The sequence below is a fragment of the Pseudomonas sp. P4_C3 genome (assembly GCF_056402075.1).
In genome coordinates, this window is record NZ_JBFUIC010000009.1 from 43,912 (window position 1) to 61,382 (window position 17,471).

Consider the following 17,471-nt stretch of genomic DNA (forward strand, 5'->3'; position numbering starts at 1 on the left):
CTCAAAAGATCGCAGCCTGCGGCAGCTCCTACAGATGTACGCCGATTCCCTGTAGGAGCTGCCGCAGGCTGCGATCTTTTCTGTCCGCACATCCAATGAAACAGGCTCACAAGGTGAAAAATATGCGCCAGCGCTTTATAGTGGCCGACCTCCGTTTCATCAAGTAGCCGAGCCCCATGTCCGAGCCACGCAAGATCCTCGTCACCAGCGCCCTGCCCTATGCCAATGGTTCGATTCACCTCGGCCATATGCTGGAATACATCCAGACCGATATGTGGGTGCGCTTCCAGAAGCACCGCGGCAATCAATGCATCTATGTCTGCGCCGACGACGCCCACGGTTCGGCGATCATGCTGCGCGCGGAAAAGGAAGGCATCACCCCGGAACAACTGATCGCCAACGTCCAGGCTGAACACAGCGCCGACTTTGCCGACTTTCTGGTGGATTTCGATAACTTCCACTCCACTCACGCCGAAGAAAACCGTGAGCTGTCGAGCCAGATCTACCTGAAGCTGCGTGACGCCGGGCACATCGCCACGCGCTCGATCACCCAGTACTTCGACCCGGAAAAGAAAATGTTCCTGGCCGACCGCTTCATCAAGGGCACCTGCCCGAAATGCGGCACCGAAGACCAGTACGGCGACAACTGCGAAAAATGCGGCGCGACTTACGCGCCAACCGACCTGAAGGATCCGAAGTCGGCAATCTCCGGCGCCACCCCGGTACTCAAGGATTCCCAGCACTTCTTCTTCAAGCTGCCAGACTTCCAGGCCATGCTGCAAACCTGGACCCGCAGCGGCACCCTGCAGGACGCCGTGGCCAACAAGATCGCCGAATGGCTGGACGCCGGCCTGCAACAGTGGGACATCTCCCGCGATGCGCCGTACTTTGGTTTTGAAATCCCCGACGAGCCGGGCAAATACTTCTACGTGTGGCTGGATGCGCCGATCGGCTACATGGCCAGCTTCAAGAACCTGTGCAACCGTACGCCGGAGCTGGACTTCGATGCGTTCTGGGGCAAGGACTCCACCGCCGAGCTGTACCATTTCATCGGCAAGGACATCGTCAACTTCCACGCCCTGTTCTGGCCAGCCATGCTCGAAGGCGCGGGCTACCGCAAGCCGACCGGGATCAACGTGCACGGCTACCTGACCGTCAACGGCCAGAAAATGTCCAAGTCCCGTGGCACCTTCATCAAGGCCCGCACTTACCTTGATCACCTGTCGCCGGAATACCTGCGCTACTACTACGCGGCCAAGCTGGGCCGTGGCGTAGACGACCTCGACCTGAACCTCGAGGACTTCGTGCAGAAGGTCAACTCCGACCTGGTGGGCAAGGTCGTCAACATCGCCAGCCGTTGCGCCGGTTTCATCAACAAGGGCAATGCCGGCGTGATGGTCGACACCAACGCCGCGCCTGAACTGACCGAAGCCTTCCTGGCCGCCGCGCCGAGCATCGCCGACGCCTATGAAGCCCGCGACTTCGCCCGCGCCATGCGCGAGATCATGGGCCTGGCCGACCGCGCCAACGCCTGGATCGCCGACAAGGCACCGTGGTCGCTGAACAAACAGGAAGGCAAGCAGGATGAAGTCCAGGCCATCTGCGCCACCGGCGTCAACCTGTTCCGCCAACTGGTGATCTTCCTCAAGCCTGTACTGCCGCTGCTGGCCGCCGACGCCGAGGCGTTCCTCAACGTCGCGCCGCTGACCTGGAACGACCACGCGACCTTGCTCAGCAATCACCAGTTGAACGAGTTCAAGCCGCTGATGACCCGCATTGACCCGGTCAAGGTACAAGCCATGACCGACGCCTCGAAGGAAGACCTGACCGCCAGCCAGACCGACACCGGCGCAGCCGCACCTGCCGGCAATGGCGAACTGGCCAAGGATCCGCTGTCGCCGGAAATCGAGTTCGACACCTTTGCCGCCGTCGACCTGCGAGTCGCTCTGATCGTCAAGGCCGAACACGTGGAAGGCGCCGACAAGCTGTTGCGCCTGACCCTCGACATCGGTGACGAGCAACGCAACGTGTTCTCCGGGATCAAGAGCGCTTACCCGGACCCGTCCAAGCTCAATGGTCGCCTGACCATGATGATCGCCAACCTCAAGCCACGGAAAATGAAGTTCGGCATCTCCGAAGGCATGGTGATGGCCGCCGGCCCTGGTGGCGAAGAAATCTACCTGCTCAGCCCTGACAGCGGCGCCAAGCCTGGTCAGCGCATCAAGTAAGGCCTGCGCAAAACCGATCCCACAGTCGTGCCTGGCGCGACTGTGGGATTTTCACGTCTGGCCCATACTGTCTTTCAGGTCTGGCTTCATCTCGTAGGAGTTATCCAGCATCGGATATGGACGATCATGACCGAAACACTGCTTACGCTCATCAGCGCCGCCTTGATCAACAACCTTGTGTTGCACTGGCCGCTGGGCGTCGATCCGCTGTTGGGCAGCCAGCGCCGTCAGGTCCATGCCTTGGGCATTGCGAYGACGTGCCTGATGCTGGTCGTGGGCATGCTCGGCTACGCGCTCTATCACTGGCTGCTGGTGCCGCTGCAATTGACGCCGCTGCGTCTGTTTGTGTTTCTGCCATTGAGCGTGCTGCTGATCAGCCCGTTGCTGAAGTTGCTGGCGCGGTTGTTTTCGACACTGCCGTTTGAAGGCCTCTGGCCGTTGCTGCTGGGCAATGCCGGCGTGCTCGGCGTAGCCTTGCTCAATGCTCAGCAAGACAAGGGTTTCTTTCACGCCACAGCCTTGAGCCTCGGTGCAGGGCTGGGTTTCTGGCTGGTGTTGAGCCTGTTCGCTGATTTGCGTGAACGCACGGCCGACAACGATGTTCCCCTGCCCTTTCGCGGCTTGCCGATCGACCTGATTGGTGCCGGCCTGATCGCTGTGGCTTTTCTCGGATTCAGCGGACTGATCAAAACATGAGTCTGATTCAACTCATCGACGCACTCTTGCCGCAAACCCAATGCGGCAAATGCGGCCACCCCGGGTGCAAGCCGTACGCCGAAGGCATCGCCAGCGGTGAGCCGATCAACAAGTGTCCGCCCGGTGGCAACGAAACCATCGCGGCCCTGGCCGAGTTGCTGAAGGTGCCGCTGCTGGAACTGGACATCACTCGCGGCTCGGCACCTGCGCAGATCGCCTATATCCGCGAAGCCGAGTGTATTGGTTGCACCAAGTGCATTCAGGCCTGTCCGGTCGATGCCATTGTCGGTGCGGCCAAACTGATGCACACGGTGATCATCGATGAGTGCACCGGTTGCGATCTTTGCGTGGCACCGTGCCCGGTGGACTGCATCGAAATGCGCCCGCTGCCGCCGGACACGGTACTGCCCGTTGTCGGGGGCCTGGCCCTCACACCGCAAGCGCGGCAGGCCCGCACCCTCAAGCGCGATCACGCACGGCGCCGCTTCGAACAACGCAACGCGCGCTTGCAGCGCGAAGAACAACAGAAAATCGCCGAACGCCAGGCAAGGCAGCGAGCCGCGCAACCTGCCGAAGCGGCAGTCGATCCGGTGCAGGCTGCTCTCGAACGTGTCCGCGCACAGAAAGCTGCCAATGCCGATGCCGCGCTGAAAAAGGCGAAAATCGATGTGGCGATGAGTCGGGCGCAACTGCACAAATCGCTGAAGGCCTTCGGGCATCCACCGACCTTCGAACAGCAATCGCAGTTGATCGTCCTGCAACAGCAGTTCGAAGCCGCCGAACAAAACCTGGCGCAACTGGAAAGCATCGCCCCACCAGCCCCTGCGCCGACGGTCGCAGCGGTGTCGTCAAATGACGCCGATCTGAAACGGGCCAAGATCCAGTTGGCCATGCGCCGCGCCGAACTCAAGAAGGCTCAGGCCAGTGAAGCACCGGCGGAGCAAATCGAAGCCCTGGAGCGCGCACTCGGCGAAGCCGAACGCCAGGTGGACGCCCATGCCAGCCCTTGAAGCGATTGATGATCGCCTGCAACAGGCGATGAAACTGGTGCTGTTGGCCACGCTGCCGGGAATGCTGGTGGCGTTCTGGCTATACGGCTGGGGCGTGTTGATCAACCTGGTTCTGGCGGCCGCTGCTGCGCTGGCCGTCGAGGCCGCCGTCGTGCAATGGCGCAAGCGGCCGCTGCGACCAACCCTGAGTGACGGTAGCGCGTTGGTCAGTGCCACCTTGCTGACTTTGGCGCTACCACCTTACTGCCCATGGTGGCTGCCCCTCAGTGCTGCCGCTTTTGCCATGGTGTTTGGCAAGCACTTGTATGGCGGCGTCGGCTCGAATCCCTTCAACCCGGCGATGCTCGGTTTTGCTCTGGTGCTGGTGACCTTTCCCCAACCAATGACCCATTGGCCATCGTCCCATGGCATGGATCTGCTGAGTGGCCTGCAGCAAGTGTTCGGTGTCGGCCAAACGCCGGATGCATGGGTGCAGGCCACGGCACTGGACAGTCTGCGGATCAACAAAAGCCTGACCATGGATGAACTGTTTGCCGGCAACCCGGCATTCGGCCACTTTGGCGGCCGAGGGGTGGAATGGCTGAACCTGGCCTTTGTGGCGGGTGGAATGTTTCTCCTGCAACGAAAGGTGATCAGCTGGCATGCACCAGTCGGCATGCTGGCCAGCCTGTTCGTCATCAGCCTGCTGTGCTGGAACGGTTCGGGCTCCGACTCCCATGGTTCACCGCTGTTTCATCTGCTGAGCGGCGCGACCATGCTGGGGGCGTTCTTCATCATCACCGAACCGGTGTCCGGCGCCAGAAGCCCTGGCGCGCGACTGCTGTTCGGCGCTGGCGTCGGACTGCTGACTTATCTGATTCGTACCTGGGGCGGCTATCCGGACGGCATCGCCTTTGCCGTGCTGTTGATGAACCTGTGCGTGCCGGCACTGGAGCGGTTCGTGGCGGCCAGACAACAGCCGGAGGCACCATGAGCCGGACGTCAAGCATCGCGCTTCTGGTGCTTTTGACCGCACTGGGCCTTGGTGTGACGTACTTCGTGCAGCTCGGCAGCGCGCCGCGCATTGCAGCCGAACAGCGCCTGATCGACAGCCGTAATCTGCTGGACCTGATCCCGTCAGACAGCTACGACAATCAACCACTCGAACACCCCATAAATCTCGAAGCAACCGCCTTGGCCAACAGCACCTTGCTCGGGGGTTATCTGGCGACCAAAACCGATCAACCCGTCGCGGTATTGCTGCGCAGTCAAACCCTTGGCTACGCTGGTGCCATCGACCTGTTGATCGCTGTCGACGCCAATGGCAGGTTGCTGGGCGTCAAAACCCTCAAACAGTCGGAAACCCCAGGACTGGGTGCGCGGATCGCCGACTGGCCCAATACCTGGCTTCAGGTTTTTTCCGGCAAGTCTCGAACAGAACCGGGCGACAGTGGCTGGGCGTTGAAAAAGGATCAGGGGCAGTTCGATCAGATCGCTGGTGCGACTATCACCTCAAGGGCGGTGATCAATGCCGTCCACGATGCGTTGCGCTACTTCGATGAACACCGGCAACAACTGCTCGGAAACCCTGCCCATGGATAACTCATCGACTCCGCGCAACGCCTTGATGCTGACGCCGCTGATCGGCGCTACCGAGTCGCTGATGGCCGCACTTGGCCTGTGCCTGATGTTCATGGTGGTGACCCAGTTGTTCAGTCTGGCCATGGGCGCCCTGCGATCCCGACTGGTCCCGGCGACCCGCTTGCTGGCCAGCATCCTGTTGGCGGCCACGCTCATCAGTTGCGCGGAACTCATGGCACAGGCCTGGTCGCTACAGTGGCAGCAGCATCTGGGGTTTTATGGCGCCTTGATCGCCTTGCAATGCGTCGTACTCGAGCACACCGGGTTCTTTCAGAACGGCTGGCGCCAACGCCTGCGACTCAATGGCCTGTTTGCCACTCTGATGATCGCGCTGGGCCTGCTGCGCGAACTCATCGGCAACGGGACACTTGGAAGCCACTTGTCGTGGCTGACCGGCACAACGCAAGCTGACTGGCAAGGCTGGGTGCTGATGGCGGATGGCGGTCTGCGCCTGGCCACATTGGTCCCTGGCGGGTTCATTCTGCTCGGACTGCTGATCGCCGCCTGGCAGGCTTGGCGACCCAAGTCCACACATTGATCGTCTTCGAGGAAACGTACTGCCCATGAATGCCGCAAAACGTCTGGAAATTTTCCGCAGGCTGCACGAGGACAACCCGGAACCAAAGACCGAACTGGCCTATTCCTCACCGTTCGAATTGCTGATTGCCGTGATTCTCTCGGCGCAGTCGACCGATGTCGGCGTCAACAAGGCCACAGCCAAGCTGTTCCCGATCGCCAATACCCCGGCAGCGATCCATGCCCTGGGTGTCGAAGGACTGTCGGAGTACATCAAGACCATCGGCCTGTACAACAGCAAAGCGAAAAACGTGATCGAGACCTGCCGCTTGCTAGTCGAGCGCCACACCGGTGAAGTGCCACAAACGCGCGAAGAGCTTGAGGCGCTGCCCGGTGTCGGCCGCAAAACTGCGAATGTGGTACTCAATACGGCATTCCGTCAGCTGACCATGGCCGTCGACACGCATATTTTCCGGGTCAGCAACCGGACCGGCATTGCTCCTGGCAAGAATGTGGTGGAAGTCGAGAAAAAACTGATGAAATTCGTGCCCCGGGAGTACCTGCTCGACTCCCATCACTGGCTGATCCTTCACGGCCGCTATGTTTGCCTGGCTCGCAAGCCACGATGCGGAAGCTGCCGGATCGAGGACTTGTGCGAATACAAGCACAAAACCTCCGACGATTGAGGCGCTCTTGGGTTTTTTGATTTATCGATTGAAAAAATCTTTTTTACCCGCCGGGAGATTGTCGATATAAGGAGCGCCAAAGGCCTTCTTAGCCTGGAGTAACTAAATGAGTACTGGCAAAGAGCAATTGGACGTAGAAGACGACTTCACCACCGCCGACACCGATGACGCTGAGCCGGTGGTTGAAGTAGCGAAAACTAATCTGAGCAAACGCCGCACCATCGACAATCTGCTGGAGGAGCGCCGACTGCAAAAGCAATTGGCCGATTACGATTTTGACTTATGACACCTGAAAGCCTCCCGAAACGGAGGCTTTTTTTTAAGTGCCATACTCTCGCAGACGCCCCTTGTCGCACAGTTACGTCATCACACCAGACCATTGCGTTGTGCCAACTCGATCAAATCGACCAGAGACCTCGCATTCAGTTTGAGCAACAGGCGGGTCTTGTAAGTACTGACTGTTTTATTGCTGAGAAACATTCCATCGGCAATCTCTTTATTGGTCTTTCCTCGGGCCAACTGTTGCAGGACCATCATTTCCCGCCCCGACAATCGATCAACCATATCGGCCTCACTGGCGTTCCCCAAACTGCAACGCACGGTATGCAAGGCTTGATTAGGAAAGTAACTGTAGCCTGACAACACGGCCTTTATCGCACTGAGCAACTCCGTCAGGTCTTGTTGTTTGCAGACATAACCGGCCGCACCGGATTGCATGCAACGCATTGAAAAATGCCCCGGCGCCTGGGAAGTCAGGATCAGAACTTTCATCGGCATTGAGGTCGAAGACAAACGCGCGATGACTTCCAACCCGTCCAGCTTCGGAATCCCGATATCCAGAATGACAATATCCGGCATAAGTTCACGGGCTAGTTGCAGTGCATCCACACCATTATCGGTTTCTGCAATAACTTCGTAGCCATGACGTTCCATTAGCATACGTACCGCAAGACGAATGACGGGGTGATCATCCACGATCAGCACTTTATTCATGGGCAAGTCCAATTTTCGCTGTTCGAATTTTTAGAGCCCGCACAATAGCCTAGTCGTTTCACCCATGGCATGTCGTCCCTTCCGGCCACCCACACCAAGAGACATCCCCTACAAACAACACGGATTTCTCCTACAATAATCCCTCGAACGGAATGAGTTGAAAACTGTGTCAGCGTCAGTGTGTCGCACTTTCCAGCAGCTGCCTCTATCGATTTACGACCAAAATTTTCCGAGAGCCGGCCTGAACAGTCGCGCCCTGACAAACATAAGCCTCTACTCCTTCGTTAAAACGTAACTGATATTTTCGCACTCAACATTCACACCGGAAATATCACACACCAAGCATCCAATTACTCTTACAGCAAATAATATTTTTTGAGCAATCATTAAAGCACCACCAGCACTCAAAAAAATCGAAGAAAACACAACAACAACTACCACATCAAACCATTTTCATAAACCATTCAAGAAAAGACAATAGAGCATGAATATAGAACATGATAAAAAACGAATTAACAACCCGATGACAATTATCGCGATATTTGCAGCGCTCTCTGAAACTTCGGCAGCCGTTTCCCTACCCTTCCTTGACCAAGAGGAAAGAGAACTCTATGTCTGGTTTCTGATCAGCTTTCCGTTTTATTTACTTTTGCTTTTTTTCGCGACACTCAACTTCAACTACAAATCACTTTATGCGCCTTCCGACTTTGAAAAGGGCAAACACTTCATGAAGGTTATGGATGATGCCGGGCGGCCGGAAAAAAAAGCGTCCGGGAAGTCCTCTGGGAGTTCCGCTCTGGAAACGTCAACGAATGACCGGCAGTCAGCTCGGACGCCCTGCGGCGCACAGGACCCGCCAATGGAGATTGGCCTGCAAACCACCGTATTTGTTCAGCATCAACTTCAGTTACCGGAGTTTATAAAAGACCTGTACATCGTGGATGCACGCTGGATGAGCAAGGAGGTCGAGTTTGGAGCGCTGCTGGAAAAAATCCAGAGGCCACGGGAAAAGGAGGCGTACGTGATTCTGTTTGTCACTTGTGCCGTTTCGGAGGCTTTACTGAAAGCCAGTGCGCTTAAACATTCAAAGCAGACCAGGAAGCGCTGCGTCGCCTTTTATGTTGCCTACAATCTGGACTCGCACAGGTTGTCGGTCATTGATCAAGCCGGACAACCAGCAGACAACAACACGTAGAACAGGACAAACCATTGGCAGGAGAAAAACAGAAAATCATCAGCGAAAACGAAAACACCCGACAACGTAGTAACTGGCGTCACACCCCGTTTTCAGGTGCCTGACCTCGTCCTGGACGAGATCAGGCATCCATCACGATATCAAAGGTCTCAGAACAGCTTCCGGCCTTTGTTCGCTGCAATGCGCATGCGCAAGGCGTTGAGCTTGATGAAGCCCGCTGCATCCGCCTGGTTGTACGCGCCACCATCTTCTTCGAAGGTCGCGATATTGGCGTCAAACAGCGAGTCGTCGGACTTGCGGCCAGTGACGATCACATTGCCCTTGTACAGTTTCAGGCGCACAACGCCGTTCACGTTGACCTGGGACGCATCGATCATCTGTTGCAGCATCAGACGCTCAGGGCTCCACCAGTAGCCGGTGTAGATCAGGCTGGCGTACTTGGGCATCAGCTCGTCCTTGAGGTGAGCCACTTCGCGGTCCAGGGTGATCGATTCGATCGCACGGTGGGCACGCAGCATGATGGTGCCGCCCGGGGTTTCGTAGCAGCCACGGGACTTCATGCCCACGTAGCGGTTCTCGACGATGTCGAGACGGCCGATACCGTGTTCGCCACCGATACGGTTCAGGGTCGCCAGCACGGTGGCCGGAGTCATTTCGACGCCGTCCAGCGCGACGATGTCGCCGTTGCGGTAGGTCAGTTCCAGATACTGCGGCTTGTCGGGTGCGTTTTCCGGGGAAACGGTCCAGCGCCACATGTCTTCTTCGTGCTCGGTCCAGGTGTCTTCCAGCACGCCGCCTTCATAGGAGATGTGCAGCAGGTTGGCATCCATCGAGTACGGGGATTTCTTCTTGCCGTGACGCTCGATCGGAATCGCGTGCTTCGCGGCGTAATCCATCAGCTTYTCACGGGACAGCAGGTCCCATTCGCGCCACGGAGCGATCACTTTCACGCCAGGCTTCAAGGCGTACGCGCCCAATTCGAAACGAACCTGGTCGTTGCCCTTGCCGGTGGCGCCGTGGGAAATGGCGTCAGCGCCGGTTTCGTTGGCGATTTCGATCAGGCGCTTGGCGATCAGCGGACGAGCGATGGAAGTACCCAGCAGGTACTCGCCTTCGTAAACGGTGTTGGCGCGGAACATCGGGAAAACGAAATCGCGCACGAACTCCTCGCGCAAGTCGTCGATGTAGATCTCTTTCACGCCCATGGCCTGAGCCTTGGCGCGTGCAGGTTCGACCTCTTCGCCCTGACCCAGGTCAGCGGTGAAGGTCACCACTTCACAGTTATAAGTATCCTGCAGCCACTTGAGGATCACCGAAGTGTCCAGGCCGCCGGAATACGCCAGAACGACCTTGTTTACGTCCGCCATGCCATCACTCCACGGGGTTCTACGGAAAGCCGGGAAGTCTACCGCTCATACAGAATAATTTACAGTGGCGCGACAGCTTATGACGACGAAGCGACAGATTCTGTCGAGGGCGCGACGATGACCGCCGGGTCAGGAAGTTGCCGAAGTGGCCGCTTTCGTCGCTTGCGGGGCGACTTGTTCCACAGGTGCTCCGCGCTCCAGGCGTACCGCTACCCGTCGGTTCTTCGCGCGGTTGGCGTTGTTGGTATTAGGCGCCAACGGATAACGCTCACCATGGAAACGCACGGTGATTTGCGACTCCTGGATGCCGTTGGCCTTGAAGAACTCCATCACTGCCAGGGCCCGGCGCCGCGACAAGTCGCGGTTGGTCAGACGGTTGCCACTGTTGTCGGAGTGACCGTCGAGCTCGATGCGATTGACCGTCGGATCGGCCTTCATGTACTCCAGCATCACCTGCAGCTTGGCCTTCGCGGCGCCGTCGAGCTCGATTCCGCCGCCGGGGAAGCCGATTTCGGATTGTTTCACCTGCTCAAAGTTCTGCGGCAACAGTTTGGCCACGCAGCTTTGGTAATCGGCAAACGCCTTGGTGAACCTGACCGGCAGCAAGCGCACTTCCGACACCCGGCCATCCCCCGCGAAATGGCGAACCACCGGGCTGCGACCGTCCATCAGTCCGCTGATCAGGCGTCCGGCCTGAACCTGTGAACTGTTGAACACCACGTTGCCGCTGCCGATTCTCACCGTGCCCAGGTTGATATCGTTACGCCCCGGTTGCCACGGCGCGGCAGCGGCCAGCAGCGTCGCCGAGCCACCGCCAATCATCGGGTTGTAGGTTTTCAGACGAAACGTCGCCTGCTCGCCGGCACGACGCACGAACTCGCCCGAACCGAAGTCGGTAATCGGCTGAGTCATGCGGCATTCGAACTTGTCACCCTCGACCGTCCACTCAATGCTCTCCAGACGGGTCTGGAAAGTGAGCGCCATCGCGGGAAGGCTGGCAAACACACTGAGCAAGGCAAAAAAACGCTGGCRCACGGGAGGCTCCACTGGCTTCTACAACAAAAAGACCGACACACACATGTTTACGGCATACCCGTTGGATATCGGAAGCTTCGCGCAAAACTTGATAGCGAGTGCCTGCAAGAGTCTTTTCCGGTAGCATTCCCTTGAGTTTGACCCGCCTGGAATCCCCTCATGTCCGACCGCCTGACCCTGCTGCGTCCCGACGACTGGCATATTCATCTTCGCGATGGTGCCGTATTGACCAATACCGTCGCGGATGTCGCGCGCACCTTTGGCCGCGCCATCATCATGCCCAACCTGGTTCCACCGGTGCGCAACGCGGCCGAAGCCGACGGCTATCGCCAGCGGATTCTCGCTGCCCGCCCGGCCGGCAGCCTGTTCGAGCCACTGATGGTCCTGTACCTGACCGACCGCACCCAGCCTGAAGAAATTCGCGAGGCCAAGGCCAGCGGATTCATTCACGCCGCCAAGCTGTACCCGGCCGGCGCGACCACCAACTCGGACTCTGGCGTCACCAGCATCGACAAGATTTTCCCCGCACTCGAGGCCATGGCCGAAGTCGGGATGCCGTTGCTGGTTCACGGTGAAGTCACCCGTGGTGATGTCGACGTGTTCGACCGCGAAAAAATCTTCATCGATGAACACATGCGCCGTGTGGTCGAGCGCTTCCCGACCCTCAAAGTGGTCTTCGAGCACATCACCACCGCGGACGCCGTGCAGTTCGTCAACTCGGCTTCGGCCAACGTCGGCGCGACCATCACGGCTCACCACCTGCTGTACAACCGTAACCACATGCTGGTGGGCGGGATCCGGCCGCACTTCTATTGCCTGCCGATCCTCAAGCGCAATACCCACCAGGAAGCCCTGCTCGACGCCGCCACCAGCGGCAGCGAGAAGTTCTTCCTCGGCACCGACTCGGCGCCCCACGCCCAGCACGCCAAGGAAGCGGCCTGCGGTTGCGCCGGTTGCTACACCGCCTATGCGGCAATCGAGATGTATGCCGAAGCCTTCGAACAGCGCAATGCGCTGGACAAGCTCGAGGCCTTCGCCAGCCTCAACGGCCCGCGCTTCTACGGCCTGCCGGCCAACACCGATCGCATCACCCTGGTCCGCGAAGAATGGACCACCCCGACCAGCCTGCCATTTGGCGAGCTGACCGTTATCCCGCTGCGCGCCGGTGAAAAACTGCGCTGGCGCCTGCTGGAGGAACACGCGTGAGTGAAGACCATTTCGACGACGAACTGGAAGGCAATGGCGGCGGAGGCGGCCCTCGTCATCCAATGGCGGCCAGGTTCCGTGGTTACCTGCCGGTTGTCGTCGACGTAGAAACCGGTGGCTTCAATTCGGCCACCGACGCCCTTCTGGAGATCGCCGCGACCACCATCGCCATGGATGAAAAGGGTTTTGTTTATCCGGATCACACCTACTTCTTCCGTGTCGAGCCGTTCGAAGGCGCGAACATCGAAGCGGCGGCCCTGGAGTTCACCGGGATCAAGCTCGATCACCCGCTGCGCATGGCCGTGAGTGAAGAGTCTGCCCTGAACGATATCTTCCGCGGCGTGCGCAAAGCCCTCAAGGCCAATGGTTGCAAACGGGCGATCCTGGTCGGGCATAACAGCAGCTTCGACCTGGGCTTCCTGAATGCAGCGGTTGCGCGCCTGGACATGAAGCGCAATCCGTTCCATCCGTTCTCCAGTTTCGATACCGCAACGCTCGCGGGCCTGGCCTACGGCCAAACCGTGCTGGCCAAGGCGTGCCAGGCTGCGGACATCGATTTCGATGGCCGCGAGGCTCACTCGGCCCGTTACGACACCGAGAAGACCGCTGAGCTGTTCTGCGGCATCGTCAATCGCTGGAAGCAAATGGGCGGCTGGGAAGATTTCGACGATTGATGCTGTTGGCTCTTTGTGGGAGCGAGCCTGCTCGCGATGGACTAAAGAACACTGCGGGGTGTCAGGCTCCCAGCGTCATCGTTGACGACCATCGTCGGATCGCCGCCCGGAGCAAGCTCGCTCCTACAGTGGGCAAAAATCCCGCCCATAAAAAAACCGGCCTCGATGGCCGGTTTTTTTGTACCTGCTTTTTATAGCTGGAGCGTGCGCCTTACAGAGCGGCAGCGTGCTCGGTCAGGTAAGCCGCAACGCCTTCAGGCGAAGCGTTCATGCCTTTGTCGCCTTTTTTCCAGTTGGCAGGGCAGACTTCGCCGTGCTCTTCGTGGAATTGCAGAGCGTCGACCAGACGCAGCAGCTCTTCCATATTACGGCCCAGCGGCAGGTCGTTGATGATCTGCGAGCGGACAACGCCTTTGTCGTCGATCAGGAACGCGCCACGGAAAGCCACGCCGTCAGCGGACTGAACGTCGTAGGCCTTCATGATGTCCTGCTTGATGTCGGCAGCCATGGTGTAGCGAACCTGGCCGATACCGCCATTGTTCACTGGAGTGTTGCGCCATGCGTTGTGGGTGAAGTGCGAGTCGATCGAAACAGCGATCACTTCAACGTTGCGTGCCTTGAACTCAGACATGCGGTTGTCCAGAGCGATCAGCTCGGACGGGCAAACGAAGGTGAAGTCCAGTGGGTAGAAGAACACCAGGCCGTATTTGCCTTTGATCGCCGAGGACAGGGTGAAGCTGTCAACGATCTCGCCATTGCCGAGTACGGCCGGTACGGTGAAGTCAGGGGCTTGCTTGCCTACGAGTACGCTCATTGGATATCTCCTGGTGTAATAGCGTGAGAAACAGGGTTCGCATCAGCCTGCCACCCTGAGGCGACAGCCCTGTGACACGATCCCCGGTCGCAAAAGACCGGCCATCATACACCGCGTGTTTGAGCTGGCTTAGCTGTTTTTTCCCCGTACGATGAAATCCCCGACGGTTTTGCATCACCAATTTGCCAGGCAGACCGTTCGTCAGCCATACCCATTTATGACAAAAAGTGCCCTGAAACCACTTTGACAATCATTCTCGTTAACATTAAGATCCATCGCAATTGAGTCACAATCAGCGACGGACCTTCCTTATGTATGTTTGCCTCTGCACTGGCGTCACCGACGGTCAAATCCGCGATGCGATCTATGAAGGATGCTGCAGCTACAAGGAAGTCCGTGTGGCTACCGGCGTTGCCAGTCAATGCGGCAAATGTGCCTGCCTCGCCAAGGAAGTGGTCCGCGAGACCCTGACCAAACTGCAAACGGCCCAGGCTGCAATTCCCTTTCCAGCAGAATTTACCGCGGCCTAACTATCGAATATCAAAGAACCGGACATACGTCCGGTTTTTTTATGCCTCAAAATCAACTAGTTATGCTCTAGACGCGGAACACAAACATTCTTATTCAGATTAATTTTCATTTAAGTTTCAATAACTTAGGTTTGACACCCTTAAATACGCGGCTCAGACTCTGCCCTATTGACAGCTAATAAAGGGCAGGACCCCATCATGAAAGGCGACGTTACAGTCATCCAGCATCTCAACAAGATCCTCGCCAATGAGCTGGTCGCGATCAATCAATACTTCCTGCATGCGCGCATGTATGAAGATTGGGGCCTGAACAAGCTCGGCAAGCACGAGTACCACGAATCCATCGACGAGATGAAGCACGCGGACAAGCTGATCAAGCGGATCCTGTTCCTTGAAGGCCTGCCGAACGTCCAGGACCTGGGCAAGCTGCACATCGGCGAGCACACCAAGGAAATGCTGGAGTGCGATCTGCGTATCGAACGCACCGGTCACGCTGACCTCAAGGTGGCTATCGCTCATTGCGAAACAGTCGGCGACTTCGGTAGCCGTGAGCTGCTTGAAGATATCCTCGAGTCCGAAGAAGAACATATCGACTGGCTGGAAACCCAGTTGGGCCTGATCGATAAAATCGGACTCGAGAACTATCTGCAATCGCAGATGGGCGAAGAGTAGGAGCTGCCGCAGGCTGCGATCCTGGGGATTGCAGCGGCAACTTTGCAGTAACTATCCAGACACAATAAAAAGCCCCGCACTCTTTCGAGTAGCGGGGCTTTTTATTTGCCGAAGATCAAAAGATCGTCCGAACGCGGCCCGAGCCTGCGGCAGCTCCTACAGGGGAGCCAAGCGAATCAGGCTTCGGTCTTTGGAGCAGCTGCCTTGGCGGCGGCGTCCTTGATCAGGCTCTGCAGCGAACCGTCAGCAGCCATTTCAGTCATGATGTCGCTACCGCCGACCAGCTCACCGGCGACCCACAGCTGTGGGAAGGTTGGCCAGTTGGCGTATTTTGGCAGGTTGGCGCGGATTTCCGGGTTCTGCAGGATGTCCACGTACGCAAACTTTTCGCCACACGCCATCACGGCCTGCGCGGCTTTCGCGGAGAAGCCGCACTGCGGGGCATTCGGCGAGCCTTTCATGTAAAGCAGAATGGTGTTGTTGGCAATCTGCTCTTTAATCGTTTCGATGATATCCATGGAGCACCTCGGCTGAACTTTCCGACTCATGGGTCGGCACGGTGGCGCATTGTAACGGAAAGCCGAGCGCGCTGCTCGGTCTCTCCGTCAGACTGACTCAAGCTGCGGCCACGGTCACCGGTACGCCATTGAGCGCGGCATTTCCCGACAGTTCGTCAAGCCGGCATTCGTCGGTCAGGTCGTTGGCGCTTGAGCCCGGCTGACTGCTGGCAATCGACATTTGCACGCCCGGCCGCGCGTGACCCCAGCCGTGAGGGAGGCTGACCACGCCTTTCATCATGTCCAGACTGCCAAGCACTTCGACCTCAATTACCCCCACCCGCGAGCTGACCCGCACACGTTGCCCGTCACTGAGCCCGCGACTGGCCAGGTCGTCCGGATGCATCAGCAACTGGTGACGTGGTTTGCCCTTCACCAACCGATGATAGTTATGCATCCATGAGTTGTTGCTGCGTACATGCCGGCGGCCAATCATCAACAACTCGTCGGCGGCCGGCGCCTGCAAGGCTGCGAAGCGCGTCAGGTCAGCGAGAATCGCGGCCGGCGCGGCCTGGATGCGTTGATTGGCAGTCTTCAGGCGGGGTGCCAGGTTAGGCTTGAGAGCGCCCAGGTCGACGCCATGGGGATGATCGAACAAAGTCGCCAGCGAAAGTTTGTGCTCTGACGTGTCGCCGTACATCCCCATGCGCAGACCGCGATCGATCATTTGTGCGGGGGCGATGGTGGGTTTCAACTCTTTACCGGTCCTGGCGGCAAATGTCTTGGCCAGGCCGACGAAGATCTCCCAGTCGTGCAATGCACCTTCGGGCTTGGAGAGGATGGCGCGGTTGAAGCGGCTGACGTTGCGCACCGCAAACAGGTTGAACGTGGTGTCGTAATGGTCGTTTTCCAGCGCCGATGTGGACGGCAGGATCAAGTCGGCGTAACGCGTGGTTTCATTGATGTACAGGTCGATACTGACCATGAACTCCAACCCGTCCAGCGCCTGCTCGAGCTTTCGGCCATTGGGCGTGGACAGCACCGGATTGCCTGCCACAGTGATCAACGCCCGGACTTGCCCCTCCCCTTCGGTGAGCATCTCTTCGGCCAGCGCCGAGACAGGTAGTTCTCCGGCGTATTCCGGGCGCCCGGAAACCCGGCTCTGCCACAGATTGAAATGCCCGCCCGAAGTCGTCGCCACCAGATCCACCGCTGGCTCGGTGCACAAGGCACCACCCACGCGATCGAGATTGCCGGTGACCAGATTGATCAACTGCACCACCCAGTGGCACAGCGTACCGAAGGCCTGGGTCGAAACGCCCATGCGGCCATAGCAGACTGCACTCGGTGCCGCGGCGAAGTCCCGCGCCAACTGGCGGATCTGTTCGGCCGGTACGGCGCACAACGGACTCATGGCCTCGGCAGTGAACGGCGCGACGGCCTCGCGCACGTCCTCCAGGCCGTCCACCGGCAGATGGCTGTCGCGGGTCAGACCTTCAGCGAACAAGGTATTGAGCATGCCGAACAACAGCGCGGCATCACCACCCGGGCGCACAAACAGATGCTGATCGGCAATCGCCGCCGTCTCACTACGGCGCGGATCGACCACCACCACTTTGCCGCCCCGGGCCTGTATCGCCTTCAAGCGTTTTTCCACATCTGGCACGGTCATGATGCTGCCGTTTGAAGCCAGCGGGTTGCCACCCAGGATCAGCATGAAATCGGTGTGATC

19 protein-coding genes are annotated in these 17,471 nt (G+C 58.4%); 13 read left to right on the forward strand and 6 right to left on the reverse strand.

Annotation, left to right across the window (positions count from 1 at the left end):
• The first annotated feature begins 176 nt into the window (after positions 1–176).
• From metG to AC1DVH_RS03880, 8 genes are all read left to right on the forward strand, one after another.
• A complete protein-coding gene (gene metG / locus AC1DVH_RS03845; protein ID WP_223459964.1) occupies positions 177–2,228 on the forward strand; it encodes a methionine--tRNA ligase in 2,052 nt (683 codons plus the stop codon).
• 126 nt (positions 2,229–2,354) lie between these two features.
• Entirely contained in the window at positions 2,355–2,924 is a 570-nt protein-coding gene (locus AC1DVH_RS03850) for an electron transport complex protein RnfA (RefSeq protein WP_477752692.1), read from the forward strand.
• The gene (rsxB, locus tag AC1DVH_RS03855; RefSeq protein WP_477752693.1) at positions 2,921–3,934 is read left to right on the forward strand and encodes an electron transport complex subunit RsxB; all 1,014 of its coding nucleotides are present in this window, start codon (positions 2,921–2,923) and stop codon (positions 3,932–3,934) included. The genes AC1DVH_RS03850 and rsxB overlap by 4 nt, the downstream gene beginning before the upstream one ends.
• Positions 3,921–4,907, forward strand: a complete 987-nt coding sequence (locus AC1DVH_RS03860) for an RnfABCDGE type electron transport complex subunit D (RefSeq protein WP_477752694.1) — start codon at positions 3,921–3,923, stop codon at positions 4,905–4,907. Before rsxB ends, AC1DVH_RS03860 begins: the two co-directional genes overlap by 14 nt.
• The gene (locus AC1DVH_RS03865) at positions 4,904–5,515 is read left to right on the forward strand and encodes an RnfABCDGE type electron transport complex subunit G (protein WP_477752695.1); all 612 of its coding nucleotides are present in this window, start codon (positions 4,904–4,906) and stop codon (positions 5,513–5,515) included. Before AC1DVH_RS03860 ends, AC1DVH_RS03865 begins: the two co-directional genes overlap by 4 nt.
• Complete coding sequence (locus AC1DVH_RS03870) at positions 5,508–6,092, forward strand: Rnf-Nqr domain containing protein (RefSeq protein ID WP_477752696.1); 585 nt, start codon at positions 5,508–5,510, stop codon at positions 6,090–6,092. Before AC1DVH_RS03865 ends, AC1DVH_RS03870 begins: the two co-directional genes overlap by 8 nt.
• A gap of 25 nt (positions 6,093–6,117) precedes the next feature.
• A complete protein-coding gene (gene nth, locus AC1DVH_RS03875) occupies positions 6,118–6,756 on the forward strand; it encodes an endonuclease III (RefSeq protein ID WP_477752697.1) in 639 nt (212 codons plus the stop codon).
• 106 nt (positions 6,757–6,862) lie between these two features.
• Complete coding sequence (locus tag AC1DVH_RS03880) at positions 6,863–7,042, forward strand: PA3496 family putative envelope integrity protein (RefSeq protein WP_477752698.1); 180 nt, start codon at positions 6,863–6,865, stop codon at positions 7,040–7,042.
• 80 nt (positions 7,043–7,122) lie between these two features.
• On the opposite strand, the gene AC1DVH_RS03885 is transcribed toward AC1DVH_RS03880, so the two are convergent.
• Positions 7,123–7,749, reverse strand: coding sequence for a response regulator transcription factor (locus tag AC1DVH_RS03885; RefSeq protein ID WP_008053528.1), 627 nt, complete (start codon positions 7,747–7,749; stop codon positions 7,123–7,125).
• 484 nt (positions 7,750–8,233) lie between these two features.
• Here AC1DVH_RS03885 and AC1DVH_RS03890 point away from each other — a divergent pair, with 484 nt between their 5' ends.
• On the forward strand, positions 8,234–8,944 hold the full coding sequence (locus AC1DVH_RS03890) for a hypothetical protein (RefSeq protein WP_477752699.1): 711 nt from the start codon (positions 8,234–8,236) through the stop codon (positions 8,942–8,944).
• A 149-nt stretch (positions 8,945–9,093) separates the two neighbouring features.
• On the opposite strand, the gene AC1DVH_RS03895 is transcribed toward AC1DVH_RS03890, so the two are convergent.
• Both AC1DVH_RS03895 and AC1DVH_RS03900 read right to left on the reverse strand, forming a co-directional pair.
• Positions 9,094–10,311, reverse strand: a complete 1,218-nt coding sequence (locus tag AC1DVH_RS03895; RefSeq protein WP_007972320.1) for an argininosuccinate synthase — start codon at positions 10,309–10,311, stop codon at positions 9,094–9,096.
• A 129-nt stretch (positions 10,312–10,440) separates the two neighbouring features.
• On the reverse strand, positions 10,441–11,346 hold the full coding sequence (locus tag AC1DVH_RS03900; RefSeq protein WP_477752700.1) for a flagellar protein MotY: 906 nt from the start codon (positions 11,344–11,346) through the stop codon (positions 10,441–10,443).
• Between the two features lie 159 nt (positions 11,347–11,505).
• Here AC1DVH_RS03900 and pyrC point away from each other — a divergent pair, with 159 nt between their 5' ends.
• Both pyrC and rnt read left to right on the forward strand, forming a co-directional pair.
• A complete protein-coding gene (gene pyrC / locus AC1DVH_RS03905; RefSeq protein ID WP_477752701.1) occupies positions 11,506–12,552 on the forward strand; it encodes a dihydroorotase in 1,047 nt (348 codons plus the stop codon).
• On the forward strand, positions 12,549–13,226 hold the full coding sequence (rnt, locus tag AC1DVH_RS03910; protein ID WP_046043606.1) for a ribonuclease T: 678 nt from the start codon (positions 12,549–12,551) through the stop codon (positions 13,224–13,226). The genes pyrC and rnt overlap by 4 nt, the downstream gene beginning before the upstream one ends.
• A gap of 211 nt (positions 13,227–13,437) precedes the next feature.
• On the opposite strand, the gene AC1DVH_RS03915 is transcribed toward rnt, so the two are convergent.
• Entirely contained in the window at positions 13,438–14,040 is a 603-nt protein-coding gene (locus AC1DVH_RS03915; protein WP_477752702.1) for a peroxiredoxin, read from the reverse strand.
• 311 nt (positions 14,041–14,351) lie between these two features.
• Here AC1DVH_RS03915 and AC1DVH_RS03920 point away from each other — a divergent pair, with 311 nt between their 5' ends.
• Together AC1DVH_RS03920 and bfr are read left to right on the forward strand one after the other, a co-directional pair.
• Positions 14,352–14,570, forward strand: a complete 219-nt coding sequence (locus AC1DVH_RS03920) for a bacterioferritin-associated ferredoxin (protein ID WP_008053520.1) — start codon at positions 14,352–14,354, stop codon at positions 14,568–14,570.
• 198 nt (positions 14,571–14,768) lie between these two features.
• Positions 14,769–15,242 carry a bacterioferritin gene (gene bfr / locus AC1DVH_RS03925; RefSeq protein ID WP_223548157.1) on the forward strand — a complete coding sequence of 158 codons (474 nt, stop codon included), beginning with the start codon at positions 14,769–14,771 and terminating at the stop codon, positions 15,240–15,242.
• A gap of 176 nt (positions 15,243–15,418) precedes the next feature.
• Here bfr and grxD read toward each other — a convergent pair whose 3' ends face one another.
• Complete coding sequence (gene grxD, locus AC1DVH_RS03930; RefSeq protein WP_007971318.1) at positions 15,419–15,760, reverse strand: Grx4 family monothiol glutaredoxin; 342 nt, start codon at positions 15,758–15,760, stop codon at positions 15,419–15,421.
• Between the two features lie 97 nt (positions 15,761–15,857).
• On the reverse strand, positions 15,858–17,471 hold a 1,614-nt coding region (locus tag AC1DVH_RS03935; protein WP_477752703.1), incomplete at its 5' end, for a molybdopterin oxidoreductase family protein.